The sequence below is a fragment of the Halobacillus seohaensis genome (assembly GCF_042663045.1).
Lineage (GTDB): Bacteria > Bacillota > Bacilli > Bacillales > Halobacillaceae > Halobacillus_A > Halobacillus_A seohaensis.
The window spans coordinates 14,107-31,951 of sequence record NZ_JBHSZV010000049.1; the positions used below are offsets into that span (position 1 = coordinate 14,107).

At 40.9% G+C, this 17,845-nt stretch carries 11 protein-coding genes; 2 read left to right on the forward strand and 9 right to left on the reverse strand.

Features of this window, described 5'->3' with window-relative positions:
• Positions 1–50: 50 nt before the first annotated feature.
• Both ACFQIC_RS17440 and ACFQIC_RS17445 read right to left on the reverse strand, forming a co-directional pair.
• Positions 51–1,307, reverse strand: coding sequence for a YeeE/YedE family protein (locus ACFQIC_RS17440; protein ID WP_204711482.1), 1,257 nt, complete (start codon positions 1,305–1,307; stop codon positions 51–53).
• 612 nt (positions 1,308–1,919) lie between these two features.
• Positions 1,920–4,004 (reverse strand): methyl-accepting chemotaxis protein, encoded by a 2,085-nt coding sequence (locus ACFQIC_RS17445; RefSeq protein ID WP_204711480.1) that lies wholly within the window; start codon positions 4,002–4,004, stop codon positions 1,920–1,922.
• A 258-nt stretch (positions 4,005–4,262) separates the two neighbouring features.
• On the opposite strand from ACFQIC_RS17445, the gene ACFQIC_RS17450 reads away from it, so the two are divergent.
• Positions 4,263–4,793 carry a DUF420 domain-containing protein gene (locus ACFQIC_RS17450; protein ID WP_204711479.1) on the forward strand — a complete coding sequence of 177 codons (531 nt, stop codon included), beginning with the start codon at positions 4,263–4,265 and terminating at the stop codon, positions 4,791–4,793.
• Positions 4,794–5,378: 585 nt separating this feature from the next.
• Here ACFQIC_RS17450 and ACFQIC_RS17455 read toward each other — a convergent pair.
• From ACFQIC_RS17455 to ACFQIC_RS17480, 6 genes are all read right to left on the reverse strand, one after another.
• Entirely contained in the window at positions 5,379–6,035 is a 657-nt protein-coding gene (locus ACFQIC_RS17455) for a response regulator (protein WP_390217529.1), read from the reverse strand.
• A complete protein-coding gene (locus ACFQIC_RS17460; RefSeq protein ID WP_204711477.1) occupies positions 6,032–7,648 on the reverse strand; it encodes a GAF domain-containing sensor histidine kinase in 1,617 nt (538 codons plus the stop codon). The genes ACFQIC_RS17455 and ACFQIC_RS17460 overlap by 4 nt, the downstream gene beginning before the upstream one ends.
• 2,083 nt (positions 7,649–9,731) lie before the next feature.
• The gene (locus ACFQIC_RS17465) at positions 9,732–10,886 is read right to left on the reverse strand and encodes a saccharopine dehydrogenase family protein (protein WP_204711475.1); all 1,155 of its coding nucleotides are present in this window, start codon (positions 10,884–10,886) and stop codon (positions 9,732–9,734) included.
• Between the two features lie 27 nt (positions 10,887–10,913).
• Positions 10,914–12,416: an aldehyde dehydrogenase family protein gene (locus ACFQIC_RS17470; protein WP_204711473.1), complete on the reverse strand. Its 1,503-nt coding sequence runs from the start codon at positions 12,414–12,416 to the stop codon at positions 10,914–10,916.
• Positions 12,417–12,458: 42 nt separating this feature from the next.
• A complete protein-coding gene (locus tag ACFQIC_RS17475; RefSeq protein WP_204711471.1) occupies positions 12,459–14,114 on the reverse strand; it encodes a thiamine pyrophosphate-dependent enzyme in 1,656 nt (551 codons plus the stop codon).
• Positions 14,114–15,289: an aminotransferase class I/II-fold pyridoxal phosphate-dependent enzyme gene (locus ACFQIC_RS17480; RefSeq protein WP_204711469.1), complete on the reverse strand. Its 1,176-nt coding sequence runs from the start codon at positions 15,287–15,289 to the stop codon at positions 14,114–14,116. The genes ACFQIC_RS17475 and ACFQIC_RS17480 overlap by 1 nt, the downstream gene beginning before the upstream one ends.
• Positions 15,290–15,754: 465 nt before the next feature.
• Between ACFQIC_RS17480 and ACFQIC_RS17485 the strand changes: the two genes are divergently transcribed.
• The gene (locus ACFQIC_RS17485; protein ID WP_204711516.1) at positions 15,755–16,942 is read left to right on the forward strand and encodes a CaiB/BaiF CoA transferase family protein; all 1,188 of its coding nucleotides are present in this window, start codon (positions 15,755–15,757) and stop codon (positions 16,940–16,942) included.
• A gap of 47 nt (positions 16,943–16,989) precedes the next feature.
• On the opposite strand, the gene ACFQIC_RS17490 is transcribed toward ACFQIC_RS17485, so the two are convergent.
• The gene (locus tag ACFQIC_RS17490; RefSeq protein WP_204711467.1) at positions 16,990–17,823 is read right to left on the reverse strand and encodes an ABC transporter permease; all 834 of its coding nucleotides are present in this window, start codon (positions 17,821–17,823) and stop codon (positions 16,990–16,992) included.
• Between the last annotated feature and the right edge of the window lie 22 nt (positions 17,824–17,845).

Below are 17,845 nucleotides of genomic sequence, written 5' to 3' on the forward strand. Positions count from 1 at the left end.
TTAAACGTAAAAAGTCACCATGCTGATCAGCATGGTGACTTTTTCTTTTATTAGCAGAATGAATCTTTTGATTTCGGTACTGATAATCCAAACAATGGCCTGAGGTAGAGAGCTAAGAAAGTCCCTGCTAATGCTAGAACACCCCAAATGTAGCCGTGAAGACTAAAGGATGCAATTCCTCCAAAGTAGGCGCCAATGTTACATCCAAACGCGAGGCGGGCACCATACCCCATGAATAAACCACCAATAACTGAAGCGGCAATATTTTTTCCATTCATTTTAGAGAACTTAAATAGTCCACCTGCTGCGGATGCTAGAAATGCTCCTAAAATAACACCTAAATTTAATACAGTTGTTGAATCAGCAAAAATTGATGCGTCCAAAACTGCGGCATTAGCACCTTGCCAATAACTCCAACTAGCTACATCAATTCCGAAGAACTGAGCAACTTTAGAGCCCCATAGTGCAAAAGCTGATGTAACTCCCCATGGCGCACCACGAGTCATTAGTGTTAAAGCATTAAGAACAGCTAATATAATGGCTGCGGCAAACAAAGGCCATGAACCACGAAAGATTCTTGACCATCCCTTTGTAGATGGTACAGGTGCCATTTTCGGTGCCTTTTTCTTTTTTTCTACAACTAACGTAATCCAAGCAACGAGACTAAACAGAGCAATTGATAAAAACCAGGCTCCACCGTAGCCGAGACCCGTGGATGTTGCTAAAGAGACGGGTTCAAATGCTGGTAGGTCTTCCGTCCAGAATGGCAGATGATGAGCTCCTATTGTTGAACCAACAATAAAGAATAATAGCGTGACAAACATAACGGAGCGTCCTCCACCAACTGCATATAGCGTACCAGAAGCACAGCCACCGCCAAGCTGCATTCCAATTCCGAACATGAATGCACCTACAAGCAGACTCACTCCGACTGGTGCGACATAACCAGCAACGCCTCCGCCAAAGAAAGAATAACCAAAGGCTAGAATTGGAGCAAATAATGTTACGGCGACACCTAACATTACCATATGAGAACGTAACGCTTTCCCATTACCAACAGACATAATTCTACGAAATGCGGAAGTAAAGCCAAAACGTGCATGGAATAATGTATATCCCAACAATAGGCCAATAACAAGAAGTAACGACTGTACTATATTTTGTGTAATCATTAGATAAATCATCAAAATTGCTCCAACGATTAAACCACCAACTATAAGCGGCATTTGCGGACGATTTAAATCAGCATCTTCTCGTTGAACTGGATCTTTTACTTCATCTATAGGCTGAACGTTTGTTATTGCCATTTTAAAACACCCTTTTCCTTATAAATTTACTCGGAATTAAACTACTAAATTATAATAACGCTTGATTATCTTTATGTCAAAATAATTTAATCAATAGGAAAAAGTTAGCACAATCTCAGATTTTCAGACAATAAGTACAGTCTTCTCTAATTAGAGTAAGTAATTCCATTACCGTGGATAACAGGTGAAATAACATACTGACCACTCGCTTTCCGTGGGGAAGACGGCAAGCCTGAGGAGGCTCAGCGTACGCCTACGGAAAGCGACTCCTTCCTTACCGCCCCTTTCTCCACACAATCATCTCGGAATCGAATCTTCTATAACAATCCTTCACAGACCCTACAATTTCCTACTTGTCTATAAAATCAACATAGCAAATAGCATACCAATTAACATAGTAATTAGCACGTTGATAACAGCTTTATTATGCGATTTGTATAATAATTCAAATGTTATTATCCCATAACCTCTGATATATAAGGGAAAAACAAGAGACCAAATCATATGCGATTTGGTCTGCTAATTCGTATGCTATTTCGTAAGTTTCTCCACCGAAACGGAACCACTTATAATTAGAGAAGACTGCTTTTCGATCCTTCTGCCACCCCGTGTTTATTCAGCTTTATTTGATTGACTGTTTTCGTCTTCAGTTTGTGTTCCCACTTCAAATTCCTTAACTAATTCATGTAACTGATGACTCGATTGGTTCAAATTTTCAGCCGAGTGGGCTAATGACTCTAATGCCCCTGTTTGTTCATCAATAGATGAATTGATTTCTTCATTTGCAGCAGCGGTTTGCTGAATACTTGAAGCTATGTTGTCCACCGAACTTACGACATTATTTTTATATTGGTTAATATCTTCAACATTGGCAACGTTACTTTCAATACTATTAGTAATTTGACGAACGGCTGACTCAATATCATTAAAGGCTTCCTCTGTTTTCGCTACCACATCATTTTGCGTATTGGTAATCTTTCTTGCATCATCCATCTTGTTGATCGCCCCAGTTGAGCTTATTTGAATTTGATCGATGATTTTACGAACCTCATCCGTAGAGTTCGCCGTTTGTTCCGCTAACTTACGAACCTCTTCTGCAACTACAGCAAAACCCGCTCCGTGTTCTCCTGCTCTAGCTGCTTCAATACTTGCATTTAATGCTAAGAGATTCGTTTGTTCTGATATATTATTAATCGTCAAAATAAAGTTGCCAATATGTTCAATCTGATTCGTTAACTCTCTTACAACGTTTTCAACCTCTGCAATGGTTCTTTTCGATTCCTCGGAGTGTTTGCGTAACTCGTCCATTTGTGCTAATCCATTTTGGTTAACTGTTGTGGCACGATCAGATAATCCATTCATATGATCACTACTTTGAGCAACGGACTCTATCTTTCCACTTAGCATATCAATTTGAGTACGCATCTGATCTAAATCTTCCGACGATTGATGTGCACCTTTAGTAATTTCCTCCATCGTACTTTGGATTTCTTCATTTGAAGCAGTCGTTCCTTCTGAAACTGATCTGAAGTTCTCAGCTGAATTACTTATTACCGCAGCAGATTTAGTTGTTCGATAAATAAGATCTCTCATATTATTAAGCATCACATTAAAATGACTATATAATAGACCTACTTCATCATTTGAATGATGAGCAACTGTAACGGTAAGGTCTCCTTGGGCAACTTTATCTGTTTCTTCTTTAAGTTTGGTTACTGGTTTAGTAATGCGATTTCCAAACAGATAAATCGCACTGATTAGTAGTATAATGACGATTCCTCCAAGGGTTAATTGTTGAATTAACAATTGATCAAGAGAAGCATAGAGTTCTCCTTCAGGTACCATTAAACCAACTTTCCAACCTGTACGAGAAATCGTATTATAATAAACTTGATAGTCCTTCCCATTCATTTTCATAGCAAAATGCCCATTACTATTATTTAACAGCTCTTCACTATGTGCATTGAATTGAGCATCTTCCTCTACTGTCTCATTCATTACTTTTTCATCTTGATCATGAGCGATAAATGTCCCTGAGTTATCAATACTAAATGCCCAGCCTGTTTCATAAATTTGGATATCTGAAATAATTTCTTGGATTTGTGTTAAATCAATATCTGCTGTAATTACTCCGCCAAAATTCCCAGATTCATCTTCAAACGGTACACTAGTGGTGACCATCGTAATATCAGAAGCTTCGTCGTAATAAGGGTCACCCCAGACGGCATCCTCTACACCTTGAGCTTGGGTATACCAATTCCAACTCGGATAATCATACTCTGCTGTTTCATATTCATCCGTAAAAACAGCACTTCCCCCATCCTTATAGACATAAGGACCGAAGTATTCTACTGACGAGTCATAGGCATACTTCTCATACCAAACACCCGCTCCTAACGTATCCTCGTTAGTCATAATACTTTTCTCTAGGATATCTTGATAATTTTCTCGTGATAACGATTGACCCGTTGCATTCACAACAGAAGCGGTCGATTCAGCAACCTGTTGGTGACTAGCGAATTTACCCTCTATTTTATGAATCGCATTGTCTTGCAAAGTGGTCATACGTGAATTGATTTCTTCATCAATTTGCGCTTTTGAAAAATTATAAGAAAAGGCCATAAACAAACCTAGTCCAATAATGACTAGTGGTAAAAAGATCGATAACATTTTTCCTTTCAAACTTTTAAAAACCATAATTTCCCCCTACTTTATACATTTTCAACCTTTTCTTTTTATCGGTTCATGGAACAAAAACTTTATTAAAAACATTAATTCTTTTCTTAACAATCTTCAAGTTTATCCCACGAGTAAGGGATCTGACCGTGTCAGTACGGCAACATGTGAAAAAAATTAACAATTTCGTCACCGTTCTAACTCGTTTTCTAATGATTTTGGTGACTTTTTTCGATATACTCATCGTTGAGTCACTTTTATACGAGAAGGGGAATTTTTTTGCAAATCAACAAAGATTACAACTATGTACCTTGGGTGATTGGGCTTTCTATTGCCATCAATGTCATTGTCGTAGCACTGCTATTCGTTCCAGAAATAGGGAGTGGGGCAAGCTTTGATATTAAGCTGTTGCCATTGCTTAATGCTGTGTTTAACTCTTTCACATTCGTGTTTTTACTTGCCGCCTTATTTATGATTTTACGAAAAAACATTACGTGGCATAAACGTTTCATCTTTGCAGCATTCACGACGACGACTTTATTTCTTATATCTTATTTAACCTATCATTCTATGTCTTCTTCGACTTCTTATGGAGAAGAAGGAACTTTACAAACGATCTATTATTTCATTCTCATCACACATATTGTTTTAGCGGCTGCTATTGTGCCATTGGCGCTACTTACGCTATTCCGCGGTCTTGCTATGAAAGTCGATAAGCATCGCAAAATTGCTAGATGGACGATGCCTATTTGGTTATATGTAAGTTTGACGGGTGTCATTGTTTACTTAATGATTTCTCCCTACTATTAATTTCCAAAATGGCTTAGTCTAGGACTAAGTAGTTCCGTTTTGGTGGAGAAACATACGAATTAGTAGACTAATTAGCAGACCAAATAGCACGTTGACAATAGCTGTTGTCAACGTGCTTTTTTTGTAGGCCAAGTAGGCAATTGTAATTTTATAGTGAAAATAATTGTATAATCTGTGAAGGATTGATCTTAAACTAACTTGACAGTATTGTTGAAAACTCGATTCCGAGATGATCGTGTGGCTGTTCCGTAATCGGTAGGAGGAGAAGGAGGTCGGGGAAATAACTCGCTTTCGTTGGGAGTACGGTGAGCCTCCTTGGACTTCGTCCTGCGGGGTCTCACCATGTCCTCTAATCCCACAGAAGTCACGTCATTTCCCCAACCCCCTTGCCACGTAAGCAGAACGCCTTATGCGTGAGCATAGTGGAGGACACTGAAAAATTGATAATATAAGAGAACAAGAACTAATCAATATATAAGGCAAAGTCGATGGGATCACCTATATATAGTAGGTGGTCTCATTGTGTTTTTCCTTGTAAAGACTTTTTCAGTGGCCCGCTTTGCTCTGTGGGTTTCCTCTAAAGGTTCAGGATGATTGATCTTTAAATAGATCTTCCTTCATCGCATAGATGGCGGCCTGGGTGCGGTCATGCACTTGGAGCTTACTTAAAATATTACTGACATGTGTCTTGACAGTTTTTTCTGATATGTACAGTACTGTCGCAATTTCCTTATTACTTTTTCCAAGCGTAACCTGTTGCAGCACATCTTTTTCACGTGCTGTAAGCTTGTAGAGGGCTGGGGTTCTGGTTTTCTTTCCTTGATCATTCATTTCAGATAACAGTAGATGAGTCGCTTTTGGGTGAAGATATTTTTCTCCTTCATAGGCAGCGTGGATGGTCTTGACTAGTTCATCAGGATCTATATCTTTTAGTTGATAGCCTACCGCACCCGCTTGAAGGGCCGGTATGACATGATCCTGGTCTGAATAACTTGTCAGAACGACCACTTTCACATCTGGATAAGCTTCTGTTATTTTTTTAGTGGCTTCTATGCCATCCATAACAGGCATCATCAGATCCATAAGCACCACATCTGGCTGCAATTCTTCATACTTTTCAAGGACGAGCGAACCGTTATTCACTTCTCCCACTACCTCGATGTTCGGCTGGGTGTTTAAGAAAAATCGCAAACCACGCAACACGACGAGATGATCATCCACTAGCATTACTTTAATTGTCATTGCCCACCACTCTTTTCTTGTTTTTCAAATGGAAGGAATACTTTCACAGTAGTTCCTAATCCCCGTTCGCTGCTTATTTGAAATACTCCTCCGAATATTTCAGCTCGCTCCTTCATACTCGTCAGACCTAACGATCGCTTTTTTGGATTTTGATTAACATCAAACCCATTTCCATGATCTACAATCTCCATTCCTACGCCTTGCCTATTTTCATACATATAAATGGTCACCTTCTGCATGTTGGAATGTTTGTGTACATTATTCAAGGCTTCCTGGCTTATGCGCCATAACGTTTCTTCCACAGAGCGTGACCAATCTGGAGCTGAATCTATTTTAAATATAATGGAAAGACCGAGATGATCTCCATATTTTTTTATAGCTGACACTAAACCCTCTTCTATCCCAATTGGGCGAAGCTGCCAAATTAGGGAACGCATCTCTTTTAAAGAGTCTTGTGACATACCGAGCATCTCGTCTAGTAAATCTCTCAATGGTTGATCCTGAGGCGAAATGATTTCTTTAGCGCCTCTGGCAGTGAGCGATAAAGAGAACAGCTTTTGATTCACTGAATCATGTAAATCACGCGCCAGACGCTTTCTTTCTTCATATAGAAGCAATTCTCCACGTTTCTCCTGCAGCCGCAGACTTTCATAAACTAAAGAAATATGTCCTGCAAGCGCCTGTAACACCTCTACATCACACTCACTAATATCATGAGAACGAGGAGCTGCAATATACAAGACTCCTAGCTTTTCATCTTTGATGTGAATAGGAACCATTACATACTCTGCGTTTCCATTACTTGAAGATTTACCTGATAGAATGACCTCCTGATTGTTAAACGAATGAACAGCAGGGTGGTCATCCTTTAAGGATTGAGAAGCTGTGTCTATTAATTGCGGATCATCTGTCACAATAGATTTTAAGAATAGCGCCTCTTCTTCTTTAATAAATAAGCCTACGGAAGGCCATTGAAAAATTTTACTAGTTTTTTGTACCACTTGTTCATAAAGACGATCAATATCCGAAGTTTTCCATATCAACCGTACAAGTTTATTTAATTTTGCATAGTTTTCTGCGCGTTTCTGCTGCTCCTCATACAATCTGGTGCGTTTCACTGCTGTTCCGATTTGAAAAGCCAATGATTGAAGCAAAGTTAGCTCTTCTTCTGAAAAATGTTCTTTACCAGGAGAAGCTACATTCAAGATACCAAAACGTTCTTCTCCGTCTGCTAAGGGGATGGTGGCATGATGGGTAATCCCTTTCGTGTCTCCTGATTCATGTTTTATCGCGTAATCGATTCTTTTACATTCAATGATATTGACTGGCTCTCTTAACCTGCCGCTCCAATACCAATTCAGACAGGAGCAATCCCCACGGCACATAGGCCTTTTACCTTCCACGGTCAAAGCAGGAGGTAATTGATGGTCCGCAACGAATTCATAGTGCGGCTTCTGATCCACTAGAAATATCCACCCGGTTTCAAGGCGAGTCAATTCCAGCAATTTTTCCAATACCGTTTGCAACATATCATTTAAATTGTTTGATCGATTTAGGGTTTCTGCTATAACCTTTAATATTTGCATCTTCTCCATACTTTCATATCGTTCCATGGTTTCACCCCAACACAGTCAGAAGTAATTTCTGACAGATATATAATGTGTAACTGATCTGTAACCTGTTCTTCTTTTCTAATTTCTATCTCATAGGTGAAAATTCCTTCATCCATAAAAAACAAGGATTAAAAATCAGTGGACCGGACTACTATCGCGTACAATCACCCGCCTTCCTTTAGAAGCATTTGATCTACCAAGTTAATTAAAAATCAAACCTACTCACCTCATTTATGATTGTTCAGGAGAATCCAACATAATGCATCCGCTTCACAAGCGCTAACATCTCGCCGTTATGTCCCCTTTCCTATTAGAATATCTTACAGAAAGATAAGGTCCCTCAGTACAAGGATGGAATAACCATCATACAAACGACCGAGAACGTACATTCCCTTTTACGTCTTTAGACTGAGAAAAGGATTCATCCTCCAGAATGAAAAAAGTTACTTCTCAGGTATGTTAAAAATAAATGGCGTCCCCCTTATTATTAAAGTAACACCAAGAGATGGAGAAAAGGAAAGGGGGGGGCGTACCATGAATATATTCGAAGTGAGTTTGGACGTAGAATCGAAACGACTAAAATAAAAGAATCAGAGGAACTTTGTAAGTAGTTCCGTTTTGGTGGAGAAACATACGAATTAGCAGACCAAATCGCATATGATTTGGTCTCTTATTTTTCCCTTATATATCAAGTGTTATTGGATAAAAACACTTGATGAATCATACAACATCGCAATCCAAGTAGCATAATGACAACACATATTGTCAATGTTCTAATTATTATGTTGATTTTTATAGACCAAGTAGGTAATTGTAATTTTGAGTTAAAATAATTGAAGAGTCTGTGAAGGATTGTTGAAGACTCGATTCCGATATGAATGTGTGGCTGTTCCGTCATCGGTAGGAGGAGAAGGAGGTCGGGGAAATAACTCGCTTTCCGTGGGAGTACGGTGAGCCTCCTTGGACTTCGTCCTGCGGTGTCTCACCATGTCCTCTAATCCCACAGGAGTCACGTCATTTCCCCGACCCCCTTGCCATGAAGAAGAGGGACGGAACATCTACGAATCTAAGAAGTCGGCACGTAGCTATTGTTATAACAGCATGTTTTATCCTCTATTTTCATTATGGAGGAAGGCCTCCTATTCGGTTCCGTTCGTGAAAATAAAGCTAAGCAGAGAGGGCCGGAAAAAGCGGACTAGACGAAACCCACAGAGCAAAGCGAGGCCACTGAAAAAGTCTTTACAAGGAAAAAAATACAATGAGACCACCTACTATATATCGGTGATCCTATCGACTTTGCCTTATATATTGATTGATTTAGTTCTTGTTCTCTTATATTATCAATTTTTCAGTGTCCTCCACGACTCTCACGCATAAGGCGTTCTGCTCACGTGAAGTAGCTTAACCGATGCTTCCGTTCTCCTTACGAAAGCAAGAAGGTCCGGGAAATTGCGAGACTCCTGTGGGATGAACATGATTGGTGAGATCCCGCAAGGCGTAGCCTGAGGAAGCTCACCGCATGCCCACGGAAAGCGAGTGATTTCCCGGACCTTCTAACCTCATCCTTTGTAACGGAAACCACCGGAATGTCTCGAAGCTGTCTTCCACGTAAGGGCAGAAGTGGATCATTTCAATGGCAATATTCACACAGCAACCTGATTTTCATAAAAAGTGTTCCGTTCCACTCTTCATAGTTATGGGGGATGGGAAACTGCGAGACTCCTGCGGGAAAGGATAGACTGGCAAGACTACCCTTTAGCTCGAGGAGGCTTGCCGTCTTCCCCGCGGAAAGCGAGTGGTTTCCCATCCCCCATTCTCCGATAAAAAACAACGGAACCGCCATTCTTTTATTGAATGATCCCGCATGAGGAAGCTCACCACATGCCCACGGAAAGCGAGTGATTTCCCGGACCTTCTAACCTCATCCTTTGTAACGGAAACCACCGGAAGGTCTCGAAGCTGAGCCTTCTATAATCTAGGTGATTTAGTTAAACAAAAAAACAGAACAAATGTAACACCTCTCTTTCAACCTAAAAACGGCTAACGAATTGATATGCAATTCGTTAGCCGAATACTCCATTTATTAGTCATTCCATCGTGTTTCAGAAATGACAACCCCTCTTTTCGCCATTTCAGCTATATATAGATCCCCTGGTACAATTTTCTCAGGAGGATACACACCTCTTTTGGTAATAGATTGACCCCCAATCATTTGAGCGACAACCGAAATTGTATTCGCCGTGGCACGAGCCATTGCAGTTACTTGATTTTTCCGGTCTTTATAAGTAACCATTTCATATTGATAAGTCGTATTTTTCTTGTCTTTGATTCCACCTACACAAACTCGAAGTAACACAACATCATCTTTGTCCTTTAAATCCACGATGGGATCTAAGGTTTTTAACAATACGTCACGTGGTTTTACTTTTACTCCATTCACATCGACTTCATAGTCATTTCTCGTTAATTTTAAATCAACTAATAGCTTCATCTTTTCAGCATGACCAGGGTAACGAATCGTTTTATATTCTAACGTGTCAACCTTTGGAAAAGACTCCAACAAAGTGGACGTACCACCTGATGTATGGAAGGCTTCCAACGGACCAAATCTTTCGAAATATAATCGTTCAAGCTCTGTTAAAGATGCTACCTCTTGTTTCTTGCCACTTCGAATAATGGTTGAAGGGTCTGTGTAATGATCGAACAAACCTTCCATTGAAAAAACATGATTATATTCAAGTGGGGGCTCAGGCTGAACCGGAATACCCCCGACAAATAGTCGAATAGAACTCAATTTATCAAGTTTGCTCGCACCGTAACCAGCTAATATGTTGATCATCCCTGGCGCCACTCCTAAGTCAGGGATTGTAGTTACGTTGGCTGCTTTTGCTTCATCAAAAAGGTCTAAGACATGATCGGTGACGTGACCAATATGACCGCCTAGATCGATTGAACTTATCCCTGCGTCTATTGCGGTACGAGCAACGGTTTCGTTAAAAGAATAAAATAATGCATTAATCACCACATCATATTGCTTGATAAAATCCGACAAATCTGTAGAGTTTCCGGCATCTACCTTATACGCCTGAATCTTTGATGAACGGATCTGCTGGCAGACTTGTTGGGCTCTTTTTACATCAATGTCAGCGAGACCTACTTTTTCCACTCCGACACATTGGACTAAATCACGTGCCGCTTCTTTTCCCATTAAACCAGATCCTAGGACAGCTACTTTCATAGTCCGCACTCCTTCTCAATTACTCATCTATTCCACATCAATTTGAGCTCGTTGAAGTTTCCCACTAAAATCTACGTAAATTGCTTTCCATTCGGTAAAGACATCTAATGCCGCTACTCCAGAATCACGATGCCCATTCCCCGTCCCTTTTGTACCTCCAAAAGGTAAATGAATTTCTGCGCCTGTTGTCCCTGCGTTCACATAAACAATTCCTGTATCTAAATCACGTTGAGCGGCAAATACTTGGTTCACGTCACGGGTGAAAATAGAACTCGACAACCCATATTCAACGCTATTATTGATTTCTATCGCTTCATCCAGGCTGCTCACGGATAAAAGAGAAACAACCGGTCCAAAAATTTCTTCCTGTGCGATACGCATATCAGAAGTTACATCTGTAAATAAAGTCGGAGCAAAGTAGTGACCGCGGGCGTGTTCTCCATTTTCCATGACGTAACCGCCTGTTAGCAGCTTAGCACCTTCTTGCTTTCCGACTTGAATATATCGTTTAATTTTATCTAATCCGTCTTGGTTAATAATGGGGCCAACCTTTATCGATTCATCTAAGCCGTTTCCAATTGTTAGCTTAGCTATTTCATTTAACAAGCGACCTTCGAGTTGTTCTTTAACACTTTCATGGACTATGACTCGGCTACATGCGGTACAACGTTGCCCACTCGTTCCATACGCACTCCATAAAATCCCCTCCACAGCCAAGGAAAGATCGGCATCATCCATCACAATCACCGCATTTTTGCCACCCATTTCAAGCGACACTTTCTTCAAGCGTTGGCCGCATTTTCCTGCAATATTACGTCCTACTTCATTAGACCCTGTAAAAGAAATAACGCGTATGTCTTCTTGTTCGATCATCGCTTCTCCCACCGTGGAACCTGCACCAAATACGACATTCATGACTCCTTTTGGCAATCCCGCTTCTTCAAAAATTTTCGCTAACTCAAAAGCCATGATCGGTGTTTCCGTCGCCGGCTTCCAAACGACTGCATTTCCTGCTACGACTGCCGGAAAAGACTTCCATGTTGCAATCGCAATCGGGAAATTCCATGGGGTAATGATGCCGACCACCCCAACCGGAGCACGCACGCTCATCGCAAATTTATCTTTTAGCTCTGAAGGTGTCGTTTGTCCGAATAATCTCCGCCCTTCCCCTGCCATGTAAAAAGCCATATCAATTCCTTCTTGTACCTCTCCACGAGCTTCCTCTATCACTTTTCCATTTTCCATCGTCAGCAATTGTGATAAGGATTCTTTTCTCTCCTTCATAATCAACCCGACACGATAAAGTACTTCTGCTCGTTGTGGTGCTGGTACAAGTGCCCACTTTTTTTGAGCTATTTTCGCGGCTTGTGTTGCTATTTCCACGTCTCTTATGCTTGATAAAGGAACCTGAACGAGTGTTTCTAAATTAGCTGGGTTAATGACGTCCGTGTATTGCCCACTTGTTGGTTCAGTCCATTTTCCATTAATAAAATTTTTAAACTTTTCTTCTTTGATCAGCTTATCACCCATAGTTGATCTCCTCCTCAAATTGCGTCCTTGAAATAAGTATGATTAACGATCGCGTTCTCTTACTTGCTGGATGGTCGATGAAACGGAAATTTGCTCCCGATCGCTTTCCACCTCAATCAATACCGGTTTTTCAGCATGTATAGCTTTTATGAGGGCTTGGTCAAATTCTTCTGGACTTTTCACATAAAAACCTACCGCACCTAAGTCTCGAGCCACTTTGGAAAATGGCACATTGCCTAGATTAGTTCCGATTGGTTTACAGGGGTAATGAATCTCTTGATGCATACGAATCGTTCCATACATACAATTGTTAAAAACAATACTAATGATGGGGATGTTATAACGGACAGCAGTTTCAAATTCCTGGATCGTCATCATAAAACCGCCATCTCCTGACAAAGAGATAACTGCACAGTGTGGTTTAGCCAATTTTGCTCCTAACCCAGCAGGCATACCATACCCCATTGCACCTGAAGTGGGTCCAATATATGTGTTCTTTTCATTAAATTGATAATATTTATGAAGCCAGCCTGCAAAGTTCCCAGCATCATTTGTGATAATGGCGTTAGGAGGCAAACGTTGTTGCAGGATTGCTATTATCTGCTGATTAACTGTTTCCTTTATTCCGGTCATCTGTATAGAATTCACATAAGATTGCCTGCGTTTTTTATTCCAATTTCCCCACGGCGAGGCCAACTTACATCCGAGTAAATCCTTTAAAGCTTCCCTCGCGTCGGCTACAACACCAATATCTGGGGGATATACTTTTCCAAGTGTTTCATAATCAATATCAATATGAATGAGTGTTTTGTCCTTCGTTATTATCGAGTAATCCTGTGTCGTCACTTCGGATAACCGCGTCCCTATCGCTATCACCATATCCGCTTCCTCTACAGTTTGTAAGAGGTTGTGATCCATCCCTAAACCAAGATGTCCTACGTAAAGCGGGTGATCATTAGGAAAAACATCGTGCCTTCGAAAAGCAGCCATAACGGGGATATTATATTTGCTGCTAAATACGACTAAAGCATCTTCCCCTCCAGCATTTTTCACTCCACCGCCAGCAATAATAAGCGGACGTTTCGCCACTTGTAATCGCTTCTCAATCTCCTTTATTTCATGTGAGGAAGGACGAGGGGAAGGTCTTGCCACAGGATTTGCAAACTCCATCCTCCCCTTCTTTGTAAGGAGATCTTCCGGTAACGATAAGACAACAGGACCAGGACGACCAGTTTTGGCGATACGAAAAGCTCGTTGCACAAGCTCAGGAACTCTAGATGGTTCTTGAATTTCCATAGTCCACTTGGCAATTGGGCTAAAAAACCTTTGCAAATCTATTTCTTGAAAACCTTCTCTGCCTTTAAACTGACTATGAACTTGTCCTAATAAAACAACCATGGGTGTAGAGTCTTGATACGCCGTATGAACACCAATCGCAAGGTTTGATCCACCAACTCCTCTAGTAGCCATCACTACTCCCGGTTTTCCACTGGCTTTTGCAAAACCTTCGGCCATAAAGGATGCCCCGCCTTCATGTCTTGTCGAGATTAAATCAATCATGGGTTCATCATGAATTGCATCCATAATAGGAAGATAACTTTCTCCAGGTACACAAAACACTTTAGCTATTGCTTCTAACTTAAGACATTCCACTATCGCCTGTGCACTCGTTAACAGCTGAGGCTGACTTTTGGTCATTAGGGAGACCCTCCTCCCATCATTTTTTTCATCCGAGCTGCCGCTTCACGTAAACGATCGATAGGAACAGTTAAGGATATTCGGATATAACCTTCTCCTTTTAAACCGAAAGCTGTTCCTGGAGTAACGATCACCCCAGCCTCGTCCAACAATTTTTCTGCGAAATTTTGTGATGAATATCCACCTGGAACCTTTGCCCAAATGAAGAAAGTTCCTCTAGGCTTGTCTGCTTTCATACCGATTTCTTTTAAGGCCGCAAGCATATTGTCTATTCGTTTACTATAGATAGCATTGTTAGATTTCACGGAGGAAAAGTCACTGTTCAAAGCAGCAGCTCCTGCTTTTTGAATCGGTAGAAACTGACTCGTATCTGTATTACTTTTCACAATCGACAAAGAGCGAATTAACTCCTTGTTTCCTACCACGTATCCAATTCTCCAGCCAGTCATATTAAAACTTTTAGACAAAGAACCAAATTCCACCGCGATCTCTTTCGCCCCAGGAACTTGCAAAATACTAGGTGCCTTATAGTCATCAAAGGTTACTAAATCATAGGCAGCATCGTGCACCAAACCGAGTTTGTGTTTCTTAGCAAAATCTGCAGCCTTGGTAAACGTATCAAGTCCAACCGTAGCCCCCGTCGGATTACTCGGATAATTTAATAGAAGAAGTTTCGATCGTTGCAATTCAGATTCAGAGATTGACTCCAACTGAGGGACATAACCATTTTTCTCATCTAAAGGGAACGGAATCCCTGCACCATAAGCTAAGTGAATAGCCGATTGATAGACTGGATAACCGGGATCAGGAACAAGAACTCCATCACCCGGATCAAGGGCCGCACTAATAAGGTGGGCAATCCCTTCTTTAGAACCAATCAAAGCAAGAACTTCTGTTTCGGGATTCAGGGAGACGTTGTAGTGTTTTTTATAAAAAGAGGCTACGGCTAGTTTAAATTCCTGACAGCCTCCATAAGGGGAATATTTATGATTGTCTGGTTTACTTGCCTCAACTGTTAATCGATTAATAATAAAAGATGGGGTTGGCAAATCTGGTGCTCCTATCCCTAAATCAATGACGTCTATTCCCTGCTCCTGCAGCTTCTTCTTTTTTTGATGAAAAATTGAAAACAGATAAGGAGGTAAGCTATTTACTTGTTTAGACCCATATGTCATCTATTCGACCCCCAAGTCAGATTTAGGAGTCAGACGAAGGCACTGACCTTGCATACAAGTGAGCCTGACCCCTTAAAACTGTGATATTATCAAGAATTCTCTTTACATTTAACGTTAGGGAACAATTCTTTTGAGATAGGGAACAATCCGCTCGAGATAAGGAACAATTCCTTCAAGATCGGGAACAATCTACCTGGGATAGGGAACAATTAGCTCGCGATCAGGAGCAATCCAATCACTGGTTGTCCTACTGTTCTATTCTATTAAAGGAACATTCGTTTCATGATAGGTCTTTTTTCCATCTAATAAGAGAATCAATCATATTTCCCTCGATTATGGAATAAAGTGTAAGGACGGACAGCCTCCTCCCTCCATATAATTAACCCAGTAGTTCCCAAGCCAGTTGGATTCATACATCGTATGGGTTCGGTTGGCTTTTTCCTATATCGAAAGGGTGTGACTAAACTGACTTTCGCGTTAGACGGTATTGTAGTGCTCGACTTAACCCGCGTGCTTGCAGGTCCTTATTGTTCAATGATTTTAGGTGATCTTGGTGCTGAAGTAATTAAAGTGGAGGCACCTGGTGGAAGTGATGAGACGAGAAAATGGGGGCCTCCTTTTCAAGAAGGAGTAAGCGCTTATTACCTGTGTGCTAATCGGAATAAAAGAAGTCTCACTGTAAACTTAAAAACGGAAAAAGGTAAAGAAATCATTCAAAAACTCGTAGCCGAAAGTGATGTCATTCTCCACAATTTTAAAACAGGTACGATGGAACGACTGGGGCTGGATTACTCCACGTTAAAAAGCATTAATCCTCGTATCATCTACTGTTCTATCACAGGGTTTGGTGAAACAGGTCCATATAAGCACTTGCCTGGCTATGATTTTATTATTCAGGCAATGAGCGGTCTCATGAGTATTACTGGTGATGATAATTCAGGGCCACAAAAAATGGGTGTTGCCATCACGGATATTTTAACGGGGCTGTATGCATGCATCGGAATCCAAGCAGCATTGCTGGAACGAAGCCATTCAGGAATAGGTCAAAAAATCGATCTGTCCCTTTATGACTCAGCTGTAAGTTCTCTCGTCAACATTGGAAGTAACTATTTATTGTCAGGTCAAGTCCCTCAAAGATTAGGAAATCACCATGCCAACATCGTCCCCTACCAAACGTTTCAATCTAAAGATAAGGAAATGGTCATTGCTGTTGGGAATGATAAACAATTCGCCTCCCTCTGCAAGGTGATTGAGCATCCAGACTTAGCGTTCGATACCCGATTTCAAACGAATCCAGATCGTGTCGCTCACCGAACGGAACTCTCTGAGATTTTACAAGAAGCTTTTTCAAAAAAAACAGTAGCTTTCTGGAAGGAAAAATGTGATGGAGCTAATATTCCGTTTGGTGCGATCCAAACGGTGAAGGATCTAGTATCTGACGAGCAACTCATAGCACGGGATATGTTTGTTTCAGCCCAACACCCCAAAGCAGGCGAGATTGAAATGATCGGCAGCCCCTTAAAGCTATCGAGGAGCTTAACCGAAGTAAAACGTCATCCACCAGAGGCAGGGGAGCATACAATAGAGATTTTACGAGCATTAGGATATGATCAAAAAATGATCGAGGAATTACGAAGAGTAAACACCATCTAGTTCTTCGAAGCGGAAGTAAAAATTGTGTGGTACCAGGTACCACACAATTAAGCATTCGCCTTTCTGAAACTCATTGTTGCCAGCAGAACAAGTATGATTGCAAAGACGAGAATAAATAAGATCTCTTCAAAAAATGTCACCTGTCGTCCAAAGACAGATAAGTTCAGTCCCATCGCTTCCCGTATGACAGGGGAAAGAGTGTCAACATCGATCATGATCTTCTTCATCACGTCGACGCCATAGGTGACTGGGTTAATTTTGACTATAAAATTCATCCAAGCAGGCATGTTGTTAATCGGAAACAAAGCGCCAGATAGGAAAATCATTGGCATGACAAGAATTTGCACGGTCATTTGAAATCCCTGAGTGGATCGGATCACACTCGCGAATAATAATCCTAAACCGGATAAAGCACTAGCAAGCAAAAACATAAACGGAATCACTTGAATCAGCGACATAAAATCATAGGTTAATCCTATTAAAGGAATAAGTAAAAACAGAATAATCCCTTGAATGGTCGCAACCGTCGCAGCACCAAGCATCTTTCCCACGGCAATGCTCACCCGTGAAATTGGAGATACGAGGATTTCCTTCATATAGCCAAAATCCTTATCTTCAATGATCGATAAGGCGGAGAAGATTGATGTCATCAGTAACGTCATGGCAACAATACCAGGAAAAACGAACTCAACATAATTGAAGTCAGCACCACCCGCTTCTCCTCCCATACTTCCGATCATCATATTTTCCATGGTGCCACTCATTCCCCCACCGAATATAAGCAAAAACAGGATTGGCATCGTAAAGGAGCCAAATAGCCTTGCCTTATCTCGGAAAAATTTCGTTATATCTCTTTGCCAAATAGCGAAGATTCCTTCCATTTAAAATTGCCCCCTGTCCATC